This window comes from Bradyrhizobium sp. JHI2711, from assembly GCF_056156565.1.
The window spans coordinates 1,781,723-1,797,083 of the sequence record NZ_JBPZPT010000002.1; the positions used below are offsets into that span (position 1 = coordinate 1,781,723).

The following is a 15,361-nucleotide window of genomic DNA, read 5'->3' on the forward strand; positions in this document are numbered from 1 at the left end:
TGAACGGGGACCGCAAGGCTTCGCCGTACAAGCGTCATAAGATCGCCGCTCCCCGATCGCTATGCTGCATTGCCGGATGGGACCATCCCCGGGAACGCCCGGATGTGGCGACCGAGTGACATTTTCTGGAAATGAGCCAGAATAGACAGAGATTCGCACAAATTACAGGCAGGTGCCTGTTCGTAACTCATGGAGTGCCTACGTTGTGCGTTGCGTCGAGTCGGCACCCGGGTGTCCAATGACTGTCATGTGCTCACGCTGATTCGAAACGGCCTGAGGAACGGTCCGGTAACTGCTTTCGTTTCAGCTTGTAGCGGAACTCACGCGGAGAGGGATCATGTACAACGATTCTCTATTCAACGCTTTCGCTCGGTCGTTCGAGGCGAGAAGCCAGCACGACATGTCGATGGCGGAATATCTGGAATCGTGTCGAAGCGATCCCATGAAATACGCGAACGCGGCTGAACGACTGCTAGCGGCGATCGGTGAGCCTCAGACGATTGACACGGCCAAGGACCCACGCCTTGGCCGTATTTTTTTGAACCGCACCATCCGCACCTATCCAGCCTTCGCCGGCTTCTATGGCATGGAGGAAACCATCGAGCGCATCGTCGGTTTCTTCCGCCATGCGGCGCAAGGTCTCGAAGAGCGCAAGCAGATCCTCTATTTGCTCGGCCCGGTCGGCGGCGGCAAGTCCTCGCTCGCCGAGCGGCTCAAGTCGCTGATGGAAGTGCAGCCGATCTACGTGCTCAAGGCCGGCGACGAGCTCTCGCCTGTGTTCGAGAGCCCGCTCAGCCTGTTCGATCCCGATCAGCTCGGTCCGATGCTGGAGGAGAAGTACGGCATTCCGCGCCGTCGCCTCACCGGCCTGATGAGCCCGTGGTGCTACAAGCGGCTGGAAGCGTTCGGCGGCGACATTTCCCAGTTTCGGGTCGCCAAGATCCAGCCGTCGCGGCTGCGCCAGATCGCGATCGCCAAGACCGAGCCCGGTGACGAGAACAACCAGGACATCTCCTCGCTGGTCGGCAAGGTCGACATCCGCAAGCTCGAGACCTACGCCCAGAACGATCCCGACGCCTACAGCTATTCCGGTGGCCTCAACCGCGCCAACCAGGGCGTGCTCGAGTTCGTCGAGATGTTCAAGGCGCCGATCAAGATGCTGCACCCGTTGCTGACCGCAACCCAGGAAGGCAACTATATCGGCACCGAGAACATCGGCGCGATCCCGTTCACCGGCATCATCCTGGCGCACTCGAACGAAGCCGAGTGGGCGAGCTTCAAGGCCAACAAGAACAACGAAGCCTTCATCGACCGCATCTGCGTCATCAAGGTGCCCTACTGCCTCAGGGTCACCGAGGAGCAGAAGATCTACGAGAAGCTGATCCAGGGCTCCGAGCTCGCCTCGGCGCCTTGCGCGCCGTCGACGCTGGAGACGCTGGCGCGGTTCTCGGTGATGTCGCGCCTGCGCAAGCACGAGAACTCCACCCTGTTCGCCAAGATGCGGGTCTACGACGGCGAGAGCCTGAAGGAATCCGATCCGAAGGCGCGTAGCGTCCAGGAATATCGCGACGCCGCCGGCGTCGACGAGGGCATGGATGGTGCTTCGACCCGCTTCGCCTTCAAGATCCTGGCTGCGACGTTCAACCACGATCCGCAAGAGGTGGCCGCCGACGCCGTGCATCTGATGTACGCGCTGGAGCAGGCGATCCGCCGCGAGCAGCTGCCTGAGGAGACCGAGAAACGCTATCTCGAGTTCATCAAGGCCGAGCTCGCACCGCGCTACGCCGAGTTCATCGGCAACGAGATCCAGAAGGCCTATCTCGAATCCTACTCGGATTACGGCCAGAACCTGTTCGATCGCTACGTCGACTATGCCGACGCCTGGATCGAGGACCAGGACTTCAAGGATCCCGATACCGGCCAGCTGCTCGATCGCGAGCTTTTGAACCAGGAGCTGACGAAAATCGAGAAGCCGGCGGGCATCGCCAACCCCAAGGATTTCCGCAACGAGGTCGTCAAATTCTCGTTACGCTCCCGGGCCCAGAACGGCGGCAAAAATCCGACCTGGACCTCCTACGAGAAGATTCGCGATGTGATCGAAAAGCGGATATTCTCCCAGGTCGAGGACCTGCTTCCGGTCATCTCCTTCGGGTCGAAGAAGGACGGCGAGACGGAGAAGAAGCACGGCGAGTTCGTCGCACGCATGGTGGAGCGCGGCTATACCGAACGTCAGGTTCGCCGGCTCGTCGAATGGTACATGCGCGTGAAGCAGGCCGGTTGAGGCGGATGGGAGGCGAATGGTAAAGTGCCCATTCACATTATTGACAGGCGCCTGAATCCAGGCGGCAAGAGTCTTGAGAACCGCCAGCGGTTCTTGCGTCGGGCCAAGTCCCTGGTGCAGGGCGCCGTCAAGAAGACCTCGCAGGAACGAGACATCAAGGACGTCCTGGAGGGTGGTGAGGTCACGATTCCACTCGACGGCATGCACGAGCCGCGTTTCCGCCGTGAAGGCGGGACGCGCGACATGGTCCTGCCCGGCAACAAGAAGTTCATTGAAGGCGACTATCTCCAGCGCTCCGGCCAGGGCAGCGCCAAGGATTCCGGTCCCGGCGAAGGCGACAGCGAGGATGCCTTCCGCTTCGTGCTGAGCCGCGACGAGTTCGTCGATCTGTTCCTCGACGACCTCGAGCTTCCGGATCTCGCCAAGCGCAAGATCGCGCAGACCGAGAGCGAAGGCATCCAGCGCGCCGGCTACACCATGACCGGCTCGCCCGCCAACATTTCGGTGAGCCGGACGGTGAAGCTCGCGCTCGCCCGCCGCATCGCGCTCAAGCGTCCGCGCAAGGACGAGATCGAGGAGCTGGAAGCCGCGATCGAAGCCTGCACCGACGAGGACGATCGTGCGGCTCTCGTGGCCCGGCTCGAAACGCTGAAGGCGAAGTCCAAGCGCATCCCCTTCATCGATCCGCTCGACATCCGCTACCGGCGCTTCGAGACGGTGCCCAAGCCCGTCGCGCAGGCCGTGATGTTCTGCCTGATGGACGTCTCCGGCTCGATGTCCGAGCACATGAAGGACCTGGCGAAACGCTTCTACATGCTGCTCTACGTGTTCCTGAAGCGGCGCTACAAGCACGTCGAGATCGTCTTCATCCGCCACACCGACCGCGCCGAGGAGGTCGATGAGCAGACCTTCTTCTACGGTCCGGCCTCGGGCGGCACGCTGGTCTCCAGTGCGCTGCAGGCGATGCACGAGATCGTGCGCGAGCGCTTCAACCCGTCGGATTGGAACATCTACGCCGCGCAGGCTTCCGACGGCGACAATTCCTATTCCGACGGCGAGCTCACGGGGCTCCTCTTGACCGAGAAGATCCTGCCGGTCTGCCAGTTCTTCGCCTATCTCGAGGTCGGCGAGGCCGGCGGCAGCGCCTTCGATCTCTCCGACTCCTCGCTCTGGAGCCTCTACGAACGCCTGCGCAACAGCGGCGCCCCGCTCTCGATGCGCAAGGTCTCGGAGCGCAGCGAGATCTTCCCGGTGTTCCACGATCTATTCCAGCGCCGCGACACTGCCCAGGAGAAGGCCGCTCCATGAAGGAACGTTTGTTCGAAGGCGCCGATTGGGATTTCCACACCTTGCAGCGCATCACCGATGCCTGCGAGGAGGTGGCGCTGAAGGATCTCGGCCTCGACGTCTATCCGAACCAGATCGAGGTCATCACCGCCGAGCAGATGCTGGACGCCTATTCGTCGGTCGGCATGCCCCTGTTCTACAAGCACTGGTCGTTCGGCAAGCACTTCGCGTTCCATGAGGCGTCCTACCGCAAGGGCCTGATGGGGCTGGCCTACGAGATCGTCATCAACTCCTCGCCCTGCATCTCCTATCTGATGGAGGAGAACACGGCGACGATGCAGACGCTGGTGATCGCGCACGCCGCCTTCGGCCACAACCATTTCTTCAAGAACAATTATCTGTTCAAGCAGTGGACCGATGCCGACGGCATCCTGGACTATCTCGACTTCGCCAAGAACTACGTCATGCAGTGCGAGGATCGCTATGGCCGCATCGAGGTCGAGCGCACGCTCGACGCCGCGCACGCGCTGATGTCGCACGGCATCGACCGTTATCCCGGCAAGAAGAAGCTCGATCTGCGCGCCGAGGAGAAGCGGGCAGGGCGTCGCCGCCAGCACGAGGAGGAGGTCTTCAACGATCTCTGGCGCACCGTGCCGAAGGGCGCCGCCAAGAGCCGCTCCACGCTCAGCATCGAGCGCCGCCGCAAGCTGCTCGGCCTGCCGCAGGAGAATTTGCTGTATTTCCTGGAGAAGAGCGCGCCGCGTCTGGCGCCCTGGCAGCGCGAGCTGCTCCGCATCGTTCGCCACATCGCGCAATATTTCTATCCGCAGAGCCAGACCAAGGTCATGAACGAGGGGACGGCGACCTACGTCCATTATCGCATCATGACCAAGCTGCACGAGCAGGGTCGCATCAGCGACGGCAACTTCCTCGAATTTCTGGGGTCGCACACTAATGTGGTGTTCCAGCCCGAATTCGACGACCCGCGTTTCTCCGGCTTCAACCCCTACGCGCTCGGCTTCGCGGTGATGCAGGACATCGAGCGCATCGTCGCCAATCCGGAAGACGAGGACCGCGAGTGGTTCCCCGACATCGCCGGCAAGGGCGACGTCATGGGCGTGCTGCGCGACGTCTGGGCCAATTACCGCGACGAAAGCTTCATCGGGCAGTTCCTGAGCCCGAAGTTGATGCGGCACTTCCGCATGTTCCATCTGCACGACGATCCCGAGGAGCGCGCCGGCATCCGGGTCGACGCCATCCACGACGAGCGCGGTTTCCGCCGCGTCCGCCGCGAGCTGGCGCGGCAGCACGATGTCGGCTTCATCGATGCCAATATCGAGGTGGTTGACGTCGATCTCTCCGGCGACCGCCGCCTGATCCTGCATCACCACGTCATCAAGGGCTCGCAGCTCAACGAGACCGACGCCAAGCGCGTGCTCCAGCACTTGGCCGATCTCTGGACCTACGACGTCGCACTGATCGAGGTCGACGCCAACGACAAGGTCCTGCGCGAATACGTCGTCAGCCCGCGCCCGATTCCCGCCGCGGTGGCGTGACGGGGGCTGCCTAAATGGGGCACCACGCGAGATGCGCATTGATGTGCCCTCGCCCCTTGCGGGAGAGGGCAGCGACGCCGGCAGACATAAGCTCACTGGGGTGAGGGGTATCTCTCCGCACTCTCCCGTGCCGATGAAGACCCCTCATCCGGCGCTTCGCGCCACCTTCTCCCGCAAGGGGAGAAGGAAGGCGCTTGTGGCGGCCCATCGCGTCTACGAGGCTGATCGCTTCCCCGGCTTCTTCTTGCTCGCATTCAGCTCGACCGCCGCGCGGATCAGCGCCTTCAACGCCTTCTCGTTGATCGTTTCGCCCTCGCGAATATCGATCGCGCGGCGCACATTGCCGTCGAGGCTGGAATTGAAGAGACCTGCGGGATCCGCCAGCGCGGCGCCCTTGGCGAAGGTCAGCTTCACGACCTCCTTGTAGGTCTCGCCGGTGCAGATGATGCCGTCGTGCTCCCAGACGGGAACACCGCGCCATTTCCACTCTTCGACGACATCAGGGTCGGCCTCCTTGATCAGCGCGCGAACCCGCCCCAGCATCTCGCCGCGCCAGTCGCCGAGCTCCTTGATCCGGCCGTCGATCAGCTTGGATGGCGAGGCGGTACCTGCTTGCTTCGCGCTGCTCGTCTTCGCCGCCACGGGCTTCTTCATCATGGCCTCGTTCACGCGTTGCTGCGGCCGCGATAAGGTAGCGCGAACAGATAGAGCCCGGTCGCGAGCAGCGGAATCAGCGGCACCAGCGCCAGGAAGCCGATCCACACGGCCTGAACCTGCATCGTCATCGCCACGATGTTGGCGATGACGGCGAGCGTGAATGCCATCGACAGCCAGCGATGAATTTGCCGAATCCACATCTGCGTGCTCATTGGTTCCTCCCGTTGGATTGATCGAAAATGGACGCCCGCGGGGCTAGCTCGCCCGCGCTAGCAAATCGTCCAGCTTGGCCAAAAACTGCTTCCAGCCGGCATGCGCGCCGCCGAACGCCTGTTTCTGCGTCGGGCGGAAGCCCGCCTGCTCGACGCGCAGATGCGTGCCCGCGCTCGTCGGCGTCAGCGTGAAGGTGACGATGCTCTTGAGGTCGAAGGCGGCGTCCTCATGCGAGAAATTCCAGGTGTAGGCCAGCATCCTCTGCGGCTCGATGGTGAGCACCTCGCAATCCAGCACGCCGCCCCATTCGCCGCGCAGATTGAAGCGATGGCCGACGACCGGCTTGAAGTCGTTCTTCATCAGCCATTCCTCGATCAGATGCGGCTGCGTCAGCGCGCGCCAGAGCCGCTCGGCGGGATAGGCAAATTCGCGCTCGATCACGACGGAGCGCGTCTCGGCGGGGGCGTTCATTGGTCCATCCTCTTCAGGAGATCGTCGAGGGCATCTAACCTTTTCTGCCAGAACCCGGCCATCTGGCCGGTCCAGTCGATCAGCGGATTGAGCGCACCGGGCTGCGCGCTGTAATGGGTCTGCCGTCCTTCGTGCCGGTCGCGCACCAGGCCCGCCTGCTTCAGGGCGCCAAGATGTTTCGACACCGCCGGCTGCGACACGCCTGATCGCGCCGTCAGCGCCCCGACCGTCTGCTCCCCCTCACGGCACAGCCGCTCGAAGATCGCGCGCCGGGTGGGGTCGGCGAGCGTTCTGAACAGAAGGTCGGGGGTGGGGGACATGCGGAATCCATAACCAGGAAGTTATGGATAGACTCATAACTGTGGAGTTATGGGTAAGTCAAGTGCGACGGGAGGATACGGCGATGGCGGGCGCAGCCCTCTCCGCGTCATTGCGAGGAGCCCTTGCGACGAAGCAATCCAGTCTGCCTCCGCGGAAGAATTCTGGATTGCTTCCGCCTTCGCTAAGGCTTCGGCGGACAAGTCGCTGCGCTCGCAATGACGGAGAGTGTGGCGCGTCTTTCGCAAATCTTACGGCCGCAAATACAGATACCCCTGCGACTGCAGCTCGGCGAGCCGCACCACGCCGCCGTTCTCGGCGTTGACGAAGCCTGGCAGCAGCTCGCTCAGCGTCACGTTCTGCGCTTTCATCGTGTTGCCGCAGGCGGCGAGCTCGATGCCGCCCTGGGAGAAGTCACCGACGCGCTTGCTGACGTCGGGGTTGGCCTGCGCCGAGTGAAACGCCTTCAGCGCCGGGCCGTGGATCACCAGCGCGATCGTCACATGCTCTGGGCCGCCGACCCCGTCGATGTGGTTCTGGATGTTTCCGAGCACGAAATGGACCTTCTCGGCGTCGCTGAGATGGTAGGCGACTTTCAGCTTGCTACTCGCGCTCACTTCCGTCGCGGCTCTGGCGCCGGAGGCGCCGAGTGCTGCGCCCAAAGCCGAGACGGCGCTCCACAAGATGCTGCGGCGGTTCATGGCATTCTCCCTGGATTGCCTGACATTGCCGCAGGCATATCACTTGTGGCGCAGCGCCGCGAGTTCCTTGCGGTCGGTCACCAGCGAGGCGCACTCGCGATTGTCGGCCCGGTCGAGCCGGAAAATCTTGTCGTCGGCGCCGGCGGTCAGCGAATGCTCGGCGTCATCGTCCGGCTTGTTGTTCTGCCAGACCCTGACACGTTCGAGCCGCACGATCGCCGATCTGTCGTCCCTGGAAAGCGCAACGCCGATGCCGCCGCCATCGCAGTCGACGCCGCAGCCGAGGCGCACCCCGTCGCCGCTCCTGGTGAATACGGCATGGTTGCACGAGCCGCTGGAGTCGAAATCGCCGCTGCGGTGACGGTACCTGAAGCCGAGGCGGAACGAGTGGTGAAGCTCCTTGTCCTCCTTGTCGTACTCCGCGGAGACCAGCAGCTTCATCGCGGCGACCTTCTGCTTCGGATGCCGCGCCAGATGGTCGGCATCGTAGCGGCGGACGAAGCAGGCATAGGCCTTGTCGCCGGGAGGCTTCGCATACATCCGCGTATTGAAGGTCTCGGCCTCGGCCTTGCTGGCCTCGCGAATATCGTCGACTTCCTCGGCGCGGCCGACGCTGGTCAGCGCAGCAAAAGTGAGGGCAGCAAGGATGACGAGCTTCATGAGGGCCTCGCGCACACCACGATTTCGTCGCAGCAGGACAGAGCTGCTGTCTGTTAGACGCAGAATTGGTGACCCGCGTTCAACCGTCGCAAGCCGCTCGAGCGGTGGTCGCGGTGCGGATTCGCGCAACTCGCTTCGCGCTCCGCCTTAGTCACTGATGGGCTCGAGAAGGTTCAAGCGGTGAAGCGGGCGGCTCTTCGGAACTTGAAGCCTGCAATCGCTGCGACATTGTCTCGGTTCGTCAATGTGATAGCCTTCACAGACGATCGCCTTTGGCGGTCGTAGGCTGGGGCTGCCTTGTAAGTTTGTGGAGTCCCCTGCATGGGCGAAATTCGCAACTTCAGACCCGGAAATCCCGACGAGCCGCCGCCGCACAGCGGAATGCCTCGCCGTCTCGCCGCGATCATCGTCGGCGATATCGTCTCCTACAGCCGGTTGATGCAGGCCGACGAGGAAGGCACGCATGCCCGCGTCAAGCGGATCGAGCGCGACATCATCCAGCCCAGCATCATCGAGCACCATGGAAGTCTGGTGAAGACGACCGGCGACGGCTTCATCGCCATATTCGACAGTCCCGTGGAAGCCGTTCGATGCAGCATCGTCATCCAGCAGAATCTCGTCGGCCGCAACGCCTCCATTCCCAAGCATTCCCGGCTCGAATATCGGATCGGAGTCAATCTCGGTGACGTCATCGTGGAGCCGGACGACATCTATGGTGACGGCGTCAACATCGCCACGCGTATCGAGGGCATCGCGGAGCCGGGGCAGGTCTTCATATCCGGCGCGATCTACGAGCAGATCAAACACAAGATCGTATGCGGCTATGAGTCGCTCGGCGACCGCAAGGTCAAGAACATCACCGATCCGGTGCGCGTGTATCGTGTGCTGCCGGACGCTGATGCGGTCGGCAAGACAAGAAGCCGGCGTGAGAACGCGCTGATCTTTTTGCTGGCCATTACAGTGCTGATGATGGCCACCGGCGTGCTCTGGTATTTGCTGGCGCAGCCCGGCAGGATCGGCGAGCAGGCTGCCGCGCCGCCCACCGCTCCGGTCGTCTCACCGGTTCCTCAGCCATTGCCGAGCGAGGCGGCGAAGCAGACGCCGCAACCCTCTCCGTCATTGGCTTCGTCGCCTTCGGCCCCGACTCCGGCTCCGGCTCCCAGCCCATCGGCAACGCCGGTGCGCGAGCCCGAAATGATCGCCATTCGCGGCGGCAGCTTCGCCATGGGAAGCAACGACGATCCGACCGAGCGTCCCGTCCACCAGGTCACGATCAAGCCGTTCTCGATCGGAAAATACCCGGTGACGGTGCAGGAGTGGAACGAATGCGCTGCCGCCAAGGCGTGCGGATTCACGGCCACCGGCAAAGACGATGCCCCGGTCAGCAATGTGAGCTGGACCGATGCGCAGCAATATGTCGCCTGGCTCGCGCAAGCGACGAAGAAGCCCTACCGGCTTCCGAGCGAAGCCGAATGGGAATATGCGGCACGCGGCGGGACACAGACCAAATATTGGTGGGGCGACAAGCTGCAGCCGGGCATGGCCGGCTGCAAGGATTGCGGTGAACTTGCGGCCGAGCAGCCGGCCAAGGTCGGCAGTTTCAAGCCAAATCCGTTCGGGCTTTACGACATGGGCGGCGGCATCGATCAGTGGGTCGCGGACTGCTGGCACCGGACCTATCAGGGCGCGCCCAGCGACGGCTCGGCGCGGACCAGCGCTGACTGCAGCTCTCATGTCCTGCGCTCAGGCTCCTGGAAGAACGATTCGAGATATGTGCGGCCGTCAAACCGCGGTGGATACGACACCGGCGTCCGTTACCCCACGCATGGATTCCGGATCGCGCTCAGTCCGTAGGTACTGGAGTCAGTTTGATGAAGATCGTTTCCTGTATCGCGCTGGCGGCCGCCATCGCATTGCTCCCCGGCGCGGGCTATCCGCAAGGCAAAACTGCGCCAAAGGACGCCAAGCTTTATTTCATCTCGCCGTATGACGGCCAGAAGATCCGTGGTGGGTTTTGGGTCCGTTTCGGCCTGCGCAACATGGGCGTGACGCATGCCGGCGACGACTACCACAATGCCGGCCACCATCATCTGTTGATCGACGTGAAAGACCCCATCGATGCCAAGGAGCCGATTCCGCAGGACAAGTCCCATCTGCATTTCGGAGCGGGACAAACCGAAACGTTTCTCGAGCTTCCGCCGGGCACGCACACGCTGCAACTGGTGCTTGGCGACGCCAAGCACTATCCGTTCGAACCACCCGTCGTGTCGGAGAAGATCACGATACGCGTCAGGCCGGCGGCATCAGCGCGAAGATGATCACCGCAGGCTGGCGTTGATCTTGTCCAGCACCGCCGAGCCCGGGCAGAGCGTGTCCGCCTCGAGCGCGTTGAGCGGCGTCTCGACAGTGTTGAGATGCTCGTGCAGGTCTTCGGCCTCAGGGTCGACGTACAGAAGACCGGTGACGATCTGGCCCTTGGCGGCGTGCCTTGCGAGGAAGGTCTGGGCGCCCAGGCGGTCGTGCGGATCGTAATCCGCATCGATCTTGCGCAGCGCGATCTTGCTGCCGTCGTGCTGCTCGACCACCTGCACCGTGCCGGGCGCGTAGTCCACCGCAATCGGGTCGCGGCCGACCAGCACGTCGAGCCGGTTCACGGCGTCATTGTGCTCGCGGACATAGTCGAAGCTCTTGGTCGAGCCGGCATGGTTGTTGAAGGCGATGCAGGGGCTGATCACGTCGATGAAGGACGCGCCCTTGTGGCCGATCGCGGCGGCGATCAGCGGCACCAGCTGGCTCTTGTCGCCGGAGAACGAGCGCGCCACGAAGGTGGCCCCTAACTGCAGCGCGATGGCGACGAGGTCGATGGCGTTGTCGGTGTTGGTGACGCCCTTCTTGCTCTTCGAGCCGCGGTCGGCGGTGGCCGAGAACTGACCCTTGGTCAGGCCGTAAACGCCGTTGTTCTCGACGATATAGGTCATGTTGACGCCGCGGCGGATCGAGTGCGCGAACTGGCCGAAACCGATCGAGGCGGAATCGCCGTCGCCGGAGACGCCGAGATAGATCAGATCGCGGTTGGCGAGATTGGCGCCTGTCAGCACGGATGGCATGCGGCCGTGCACGGAATTGAAGCCGTGCGAATTGCCGAGGAAATAGTCCGGCGTCTTCGACGAACAGCCGATGCCGGAGATCTTCGCCACCCGGTGCGGCTCGATCGAGAGCTCGTAGCAGGCTTCGATAATCGAGGCGGTGATCGAATCGTGGCCGCAGCCGGCACACAGCGTCGAGATCTTGCCCTCGTAATCGCGATGCGTGTAGCCGAGCGCGTTCTTCTTCAGACCCGGATGATGGAATTTCGGTTTTGCGATGTAAGTCATGAAACGGCCTTGCGGAGCGGGGTCACCTTGAGGTGGTCCTGGTGGTCGCCAATGGCCTTGGCGATGAAGCGAGCAGTGATCGGCGTGCCGTCGTAATGCACGATCGGCACCAGCCGGACGGGATCGATGCCGTTCTCGTTGACGATGAGCTGGCGCAGCTGGCTGTCGCGGTTCTGCTCGACGACGTATACGAAATCGTGCTCGGCGAGGAAGCTGGCCACGCTGGAATGGAACGGGAAGGCGCGGATGCGCAGACGGTCGAGCTGATGCCCGCGCGCTTCCAGCAGGCCGATCGCCTCGTCCATCGCCGGCGAGGTCGAGCCGAAATATATCACGCCATATTTGGTCGGCCGTTCCGCATTGGCCTGCAGCGGACGCGGCACGAGGTCCTGCGCGGTCTCGAACTTGCGCATCAGGCGCTGCATGTTGTCGGCGTAGACCGTGCCTTCCTCGGAGTAGCGCGCATAGCGGTCCCGCGACGTGCCGCGGGTGAAGTAGGAGCCCTTGGTCGGATGCGTGCCGGGATAGGTTCGGTAGGGAATGCCGTCGCCGTCGACGTCGAGATAGCGGCCGAAGTCGCGGCCTTCCTCCAGCATCGCCGCCGTCATCACCTTGCCGCGGTCATATTGCCTGGCATCGTCCCACTTCAGCGGGCGGCAGAGCCGGTGGTTCATGCCGATGTCGAGATCGAGCATCAGGAAGATCGTCGTCTGCAGCCGCTCGGCGAGATCGAAGGCGGCGGCCGCGAACTCGAAGGCCTCGGCCGGGTCCTCGGGGAACAGCAGCACATGCTTGGTGTCGCCATGCGAGGCATAGGCGCAGGCGATGATGTCGCATTGCTGGGTGCGGGTCGGCATGCCCGTGGAGGGGCCGGCGCGCTGGATATTCATGATCACGGCCGGGATCTCTGCGAAGTACGAGAGGCCGATGAACTCCGTCATCAGCGAGATGCCGGGGCCGGAGGTCGCCGTGAAGGCGCGGGCGCCGTTCCAGGAGGCGCCGATCACGATGCCGATCGACGCGAGCTCGTCCTCGCCCTGCACGATCGCGTATTTCGCCTTGCCCGTTTCAGGATCGTGCCGGTACTTCTTGCAATGGGCGGTGAAAGCCTCGGCCACCGACGAGGACGGCGTGATCGGATACCAGGCACACACGGTGGCGCCACCATAGACCGCGCCGAGCGCGGCGGCGCTGTTGCCCTCGATGAAGATGCGGTCGCCGACCTTGTCGGACTTCTTCACGCGCAGCCCAATCGGACATTTCAGGTTCTGCAGCGCCCAGTCGCGGCCGAGATGCAGCGCATGGACGTTGGAGGAGAGCAGCTTCTCCTTGCCTTTGTACTGCTCGCCGATCAGCTGCTCGATCAGCTTGGGGTCCATGTCGAGCAACGCGCTGAGCGCGCCCAAATAGATGATGTTCTTGAACAGCTGTCGCTGACGCGGATCGGTATAGGTCGAGTTGGTGATCGCAGTCAGCGGCACGCCGATCACTGTGATGTCGTCGCGGAATTTGGTCGACGGCATCGGCTTGGTGGAATCGTAGAACAGGTAGCCGCCGGGCTCGATGCCGGCGACGTCCTTGTCCCAGGTCTGCGGATTCATCGCCACCATCATGTCGACGCCGCCGCGGGCGCCGAGATGGCCGTCTTCCGTCACCCGCACCTCGTACCAGGTCGGCAGGCCCTGGATGTTGGAGGGGAAGATGTTGCGTGGGCTGACAGGCACGCCGTGGCGCAGGATCGCGCGCGCGAACATCTCGTTGGCGCTGGCCGAGCCCGAGCCGTTGACGTTGGCGAAGCGGACGACGAAGTCGTTTACGCTGCTGATCGGCTTTTTGTCGGACATGTCGAACCTGCGTGGGTCATCTCGATGAAATATTTCTGCATGTCCCAGGCGCCGGTGGGACAGCGCTCGGCGCACAGCCCGCAATGCAGGCAGACATCCTCGTCCTTCACCATCACCCGCCCGGTCTTCAGGTCCGAGGAGACGTAGAGGTCCTGGTCCGGATGCGCGGAGGGCGCCTTCAGGCGCTGGCGCAGATCGCTTTCCTCGCCGTTGGCGGTGAAGGTGATGCAATCCATCGGGCAGATGTCGGCGCAGGCGTCGCACTCGATGCAGAGCGAGGTCGAGAACACGGTCTGCACGTCGCAGTTCAGGCAGCGATGGGCTTCGCCGAGCGCCAGCTTGACGTCATAGCCGAGCTCGACCTCGGCGCGGATGTCCTTCAGCGCAACGACCTTGTCGCGATGCGGTACCTTATAGCGCTTGTCGGGCGAGATGTCGTTGTCATAGCTCCATTCGTGGATGCCCATCTTCTGCGAGGAGATCTGCACCTCCGGCAGCGGCCGTTCGTCGACCGCTTCGCCCGAGAGCATCTTGTGGATCGACAGCGCGGCGTCATGGCCGTGCGCGACCGCCCAGATGATGTTCTTCGGGCCGAACGCGGCATCGCCGCCGAAGAACACTTTCGGATTGGTCGAGGCGAAGGTCTTCGGATCGACCTTCGGCATGTGCCATTTGTCGAACTCGATGCCGCAATCCTGCTCGATCCAGGGGAAGGCGTTCTCCTGACCGACCGCGACCAGCACGTCGTCGCAGGGAATGGTCTGATCGGGATCGCCCGAAGGCACCAGATTGCGGCGGCCTTTGGCGTCGTATTCGGCTTTGACGTGCTGGAAGGTGACGCCGATCAGCTTGCCGGCGACATGCTTGAAGGCCACCGGGACCATGTAGTTGAGGATCGGGATATCCTCGTGGATCGCGTCTTCCTTCTCCCAGGGCGAGGCCTTCATCTCGTCGAAGCCGGAACGCACGACCACCGTGACTTTCTCGCCGCCGAGCCGGCGCGCGGTGCGGCAGCAATCCATCGCGGTGTTGCCGCCGCCGAGCACGATGACGCGCTTGCCTATCTTGTCGACATGGCCGAACGACACGTTGGCCAGCCATTCGATGCCGATATGGATGTTGGCGGCGGCCTCTTTCCGGCCGGGAAGCTCGAGCTCGCGGCCGCGCGGCGCGCCGGAGCCGACGAAGATGGCGTCGTATTTCTCGGCAAGCAGCGCCTTCATGCTGTCGATGCGGTGGCCGCCTTTGAACTCGACGCCGAGACCCAGGATGTAGCCGGTCTCCTCGTCGATCACGGAATTGGGCAGGCGGAATTTCGGGATTTGCGTGCGCATCATGCCGCCGGCTTCCGGGTCGGCATCGAACACGGTGCAGTGATAGCCGAGCGGCGCGAGATCGCGCGCCACCGTCAGCGAAGCGGGACCGCCGCCGACCAGCGCGACGCGCTTGCCGTTCTTCGGCCCGGGCTTCGGCAGCCGCTGCCTGATGTCGTCCTTGAAATCCGCGGCGACGCGCTTGAGGCGGCAGATCGCGACAGGATTTTCCTCCACGCGTCCGCGCCGGCACGCCGGCTCGCAGGGACGATCGCAGGTGCGTCCCAGAATGCCGGGAAATACGTTCGATTTCCAATTGATCATGTAGGCATCGCTGTAGCGGCCTTGGGCGATCAATCGGATGTATTCGGGAACCGGGGTGTGCGCAGGACAGGCCCATTGGCAATCGACCACTTTGTGAAAGTAGTCGGGGGCCGCGATGTCGGTCGGTTTCATTCCTACCCTGTCCGCGCAGGCCCGAAGACCCCGCGGCCTTTTTTGTTTGAGCTTGGCGAGCGCTTAACGCGCTTCGATCTGGTTTCTGAATGACGTCATTGGGTTAGCTTATTAGAACCGTTCCGAAGTACAACGGCAAATTTGCGCGCGTCACCGCTTTCATGGGAGCTACGCGTGCACGGCATTAACGCGCGGCGCACGAGATGCGTGCGGTGCAATATGCTGCGATG

At 63.1% G+C, this 15,361-nt stretch carries 14 protein-coding genes; 5 read left to right on the forward strand and 9 right to left on the reverse strand.

Going from position 1 to position 15,361, the window contains the following annotated elements; all coding sequences use genetic code 11:
- Positions 1–337 precede the first annotated feature (337 nt).
- Genes ACTEK7_RS20925 through ACTEK7_RS20935 form a run of 3 tightly spaced genes read left to right on the forward strand, consistent with a single transcriptional unit; the run spans position 338 to position 5,124 of the window.
- Positions 338–2,281 (forward strand): PrkA family serine protein kinase, encoded by a 1,944-nt coding sequence (locus ACTEK7_RS20925; RefSeq protein ID WP_036007284.1) that lies wholly within the window; start codon positions 338–340, stop codon positions 2,279–2,281.
- 30 nt (positions 2,282–2,311) lie between these two features.
- Positions 2,312–3,589: a YeaH/YhbH family protein gene (locus ACTEK7_RS20930; RefSeq protein WP_193375195.1), complete on the forward strand. Its 1,278-nt coding sequence runs from the start codon at positions 2,312–2,314 to the stop codon at positions 3,587–3,589.
- Positions 3,586–5,124 carry a SpoVR family protein gene (locus ACTEK7_RS20935; RefSeq protein ID WP_225146863.1) on the forward strand — a complete coding sequence of 513 codons (1,539 nt, stop codon included), beginning with the start codon at positions 3,586–3,588 and terminating at the stop codon, positions 5,122–5,124. The genes ACTEK7_RS20930 and ACTEK7_RS20935 overlap by 4 nt, the downstream gene beginning before the upstream one ends.
- A 213-nt stretch (positions 5,125–5,337) precedes the next feature.
- Here the strand turns inward: ACTEK7_RS20935 and ACTEK7_RS20940 are convergent, their stop codons facing one another.
- From ACTEK7_RS20940 to ACTEK7_RS20965, 6 genes are all read right to left on the reverse strand, one after another.
- Positions 5,338–5,778 (reverse strand): DUF1801 domain-containing protein, encoded by a 441-nt coding sequence (locus ACTEK7_RS20940; protein WP_036027326.1) that lies wholly within the window; start codon positions 5,776–5,778, stop codon positions 5,338–5,340.
- Between the two features lie 11 nt (positions 5,779–5,789).
- Positions 5,790–5,993 (reverse strand): hypothetical protein, encoded by a 204-nt coding sequence (locus tag ACTEK7_RS20945; protein ID WP_025034403.1) that lies wholly within the window; start codon positions 5,991–5,993, stop codon positions 5,790–5,792.
- A 43-nt stretch (positions 5,994–6,036) separates the two neighbouring features.
- Positions 6,037–6,465, reverse strand: a complete 429-nt coding sequence (locus ACTEK7_RS20950; protein ID WP_225146864.1) for an SRPBCC family protein — start codon at positions 6,463–6,465, stop codon at positions 6,037–6,039.
- Complete coding sequence (locus ACTEK7_RS20955) at positions 6,462–6,785, reverse strand: ArsR/SmtB family transcription factor (protein ID WP_036007297.1); 324 nt, start codon at positions 6,783–6,785, stop codon at positions 6,462–6,464. The genes ACTEK7_RS20950 and ACTEK7_RS20955 overlap by 4 nt, the downstream gene beginning before the upstream one ends.
- Positions 6,786–7,034: 249 nt before the next feature.
- Complete coding sequence (locus ACTEK7_RS20960; protein WP_225112116.1) at positions 7,035–7,484, reverse strand: DsrE family protein; 450 nt, start codon at positions 7,482–7,484, stop codon at positions 7,035–7,037.
- A gap of 39 nt (positions 7,485–7,523) precedes the next feature.
- A complete protein-coding gene (locus ACTEK7_RS20965) occupies positions 7,524–8,144 on the reverse strand; it encodes a hypothetical protein (RefSeq protein ID WP_225146865.1) in 621 nt (206 codons plus the stop codon).
- A gap of 321 nt (positions 8,145–8,465) precedes the next feature.
- On the opposite strand from ACTEK7_RS20965, the gene ACTEK7_RS20970 reads away from it, so the two are divergent.
- Together ACTEK7_RS20970 and ACTEK7_RS20975 are read left to right on the forward strand one after the other, a co-directional pair.
- Entirely contained in the window at positions 8,466–9,998 is a 1,533-nt protein-coding gene (locus tag ACTEK7_RS20970) for an SUMF1/EgtB/PvdO family nonheme iron enzyme (protein ID WP_225146866.1), read from the forward strand.
- A 17-nt stretch (positions 9,999–10,015) separates the two neighbouring features.
- Complete coding sequence (locus tag ACTEK7_RS20975; RefSeq protein ID WP_225146867.1) at positions 10,016–10,462, forward strand: DUF4399 domain-containing protein; 447 nt, start codon at positions 10,016–10,018, stop codon at positions 10,460–10,462.
- Here the strand turns inward: ACTEK7_RS20975 and ACTEK7_RS20980 are convergent, their stop codons facing one another.
- The 3 genes from ACTEK7_RS20980 to ACTEK7_RS20990 are packed head-to-tail and all read right to left on the reverse strand — an operon-like array spanning position 10,463 to position 15,131.
- Positions 10,463–11,518, reverse strand: a complete 1,056-nt coding sequence (locus ACTEK7_RS20980) for a 2-oxoacid:ferredoxin oxidoreductase subunit beta (RefSeq protein ID WP_036027279.1) — start codon at positions 11,516–11,518, stop codon at positions 10,463–10,465.
- On the reverse strand, positions 11,515–13,362 hold the full coding sequence (locus ACTEK7_RS20985; RefSeq protein WP_225146868.1) for a 2-oxoacid:acceptor oxidoreductase subunit alpha: 1,848 nt from the start codon (positions 13,360–13,362) through the stop codon (positions 11,515–11,517). The genes ACTEK7_RS20980 and ACTEK7_RS20985 overlap by 4 nt, the downstream gene beginning before the upstream one ends.
- Positions 13,332–15,131 carry an FAD-dependent oxidoreductase gene (locus ACTEK7_RS20990; protein WP_036007315.1) on the reverse strand — a complete coding sequence of 600 codons (1,800 nt, stop codon included), beginning with the start codon at positions 15,129–15,131 and terminating at the stop codon, positions 13,332–13,334. Before ACTEK7_RS20990 ends, ACTEK7_RS20985 begins: the two co-directional genes overlap by 31 nt.
- Positions 15,132–15,361 lie beyond the last annotated feature (230 nt).

Bases quoted from the DNA above. Each gene is read 5' to 3' on its own strand.
- ACTEK7_RS20960 (WP_225112116.1), bottom strand. From the start codon at position 7,484: ATGAACCGCCGCAGCATCTTGTGGAGCGCCGTCTCGGCTTTGGGCGCA.
- ACTEK7_RS20980 (WP_036027279.1), bottom strand. From the start codon at position 11,518: ATGACTTACATCGCAAAACCGAAATTCCATCATCCGGGTCTGAAGAAG.
- ACTEK7_RS20925 (WP_036007284.1), top strand. From the start codon at position 338: ATGTACAACGATTCTCTATTCAACGCTTTCGCTCGGTCGTTCGAGGCG.
- ACTEK7_RS20935 (WP_225146863.1), top strand. From the start codon at position 3,586: ATGAAGGAACGTTTGTTCGAAGGCGCCGATTGGGATTTCCACACCTTG.
- ACTEK7_RS20950 (WP_225146864.1), bottom strand. From the start codon at position 6,465: ATGAACGCCCCCGCCGAGACGCGCTCCGTCGTGATCGAGCGCGAATTT.
- ACTEK7_RS20985 (WP_225146868.1), bottom strand. From the start codon at position 13,362: ATGTCCGACAAAAAGCCGATCAGCAGCGTAAACGACTTCGTCGTCCGC.
- ACTEK7_RS20990 (WP_036007315.1), bottom strand. From the start codon at position 15,131: ATGAAACCGACCGACATCGCGGCCCCCGACTACTTTCACAAAGTGGTC.
- ACTEK7_RS20975 (WP_225146867.1), top strand. From the start codon at position 10,016: ATGAAGATCGTTTCCTGTATCGCGCTGGCGGCCGCCATCGCATTGCTC.
- ACTEK7_RS20955 (WP_036007297.1), bottom strand. From the start codon at position 6,785: ATGTCCCCCACCCCCGACCTTCTGTTCAGAACGCTCGCCGACCCCACC.
- ACTEK7_RS20970 (WP_225146866.1), top strand. From the start codon at position 8,466: ATGGGCGAAATTCGCAACTTCAGACCCGGAAATCCCGACGAGCCGCCG.
- ACTEK7_RS20945 (WP_025034403.1), bottom strand. From the start codon at position 5,993: ATGAGCACGCAGATGTGGATTCGGCAAATTCATCGCTGGCTGTCGATG.
- ACTEK7_RS20965 (WP_225146865.1), bottom strand. From the start codon at position 8,144: ATGAAGCTCGTCATCCTTGCTGCCCTCACTTTTGCTGCGCTGACCAGC.
- ACTEK7_RS20940 (WP_036027326.1), bottom strand. From the start codon at position 5,778: ATGAAGAAGCCCGTGGCGGCGAAGACGAGCAGCGCGAAGCAAGCAGGT.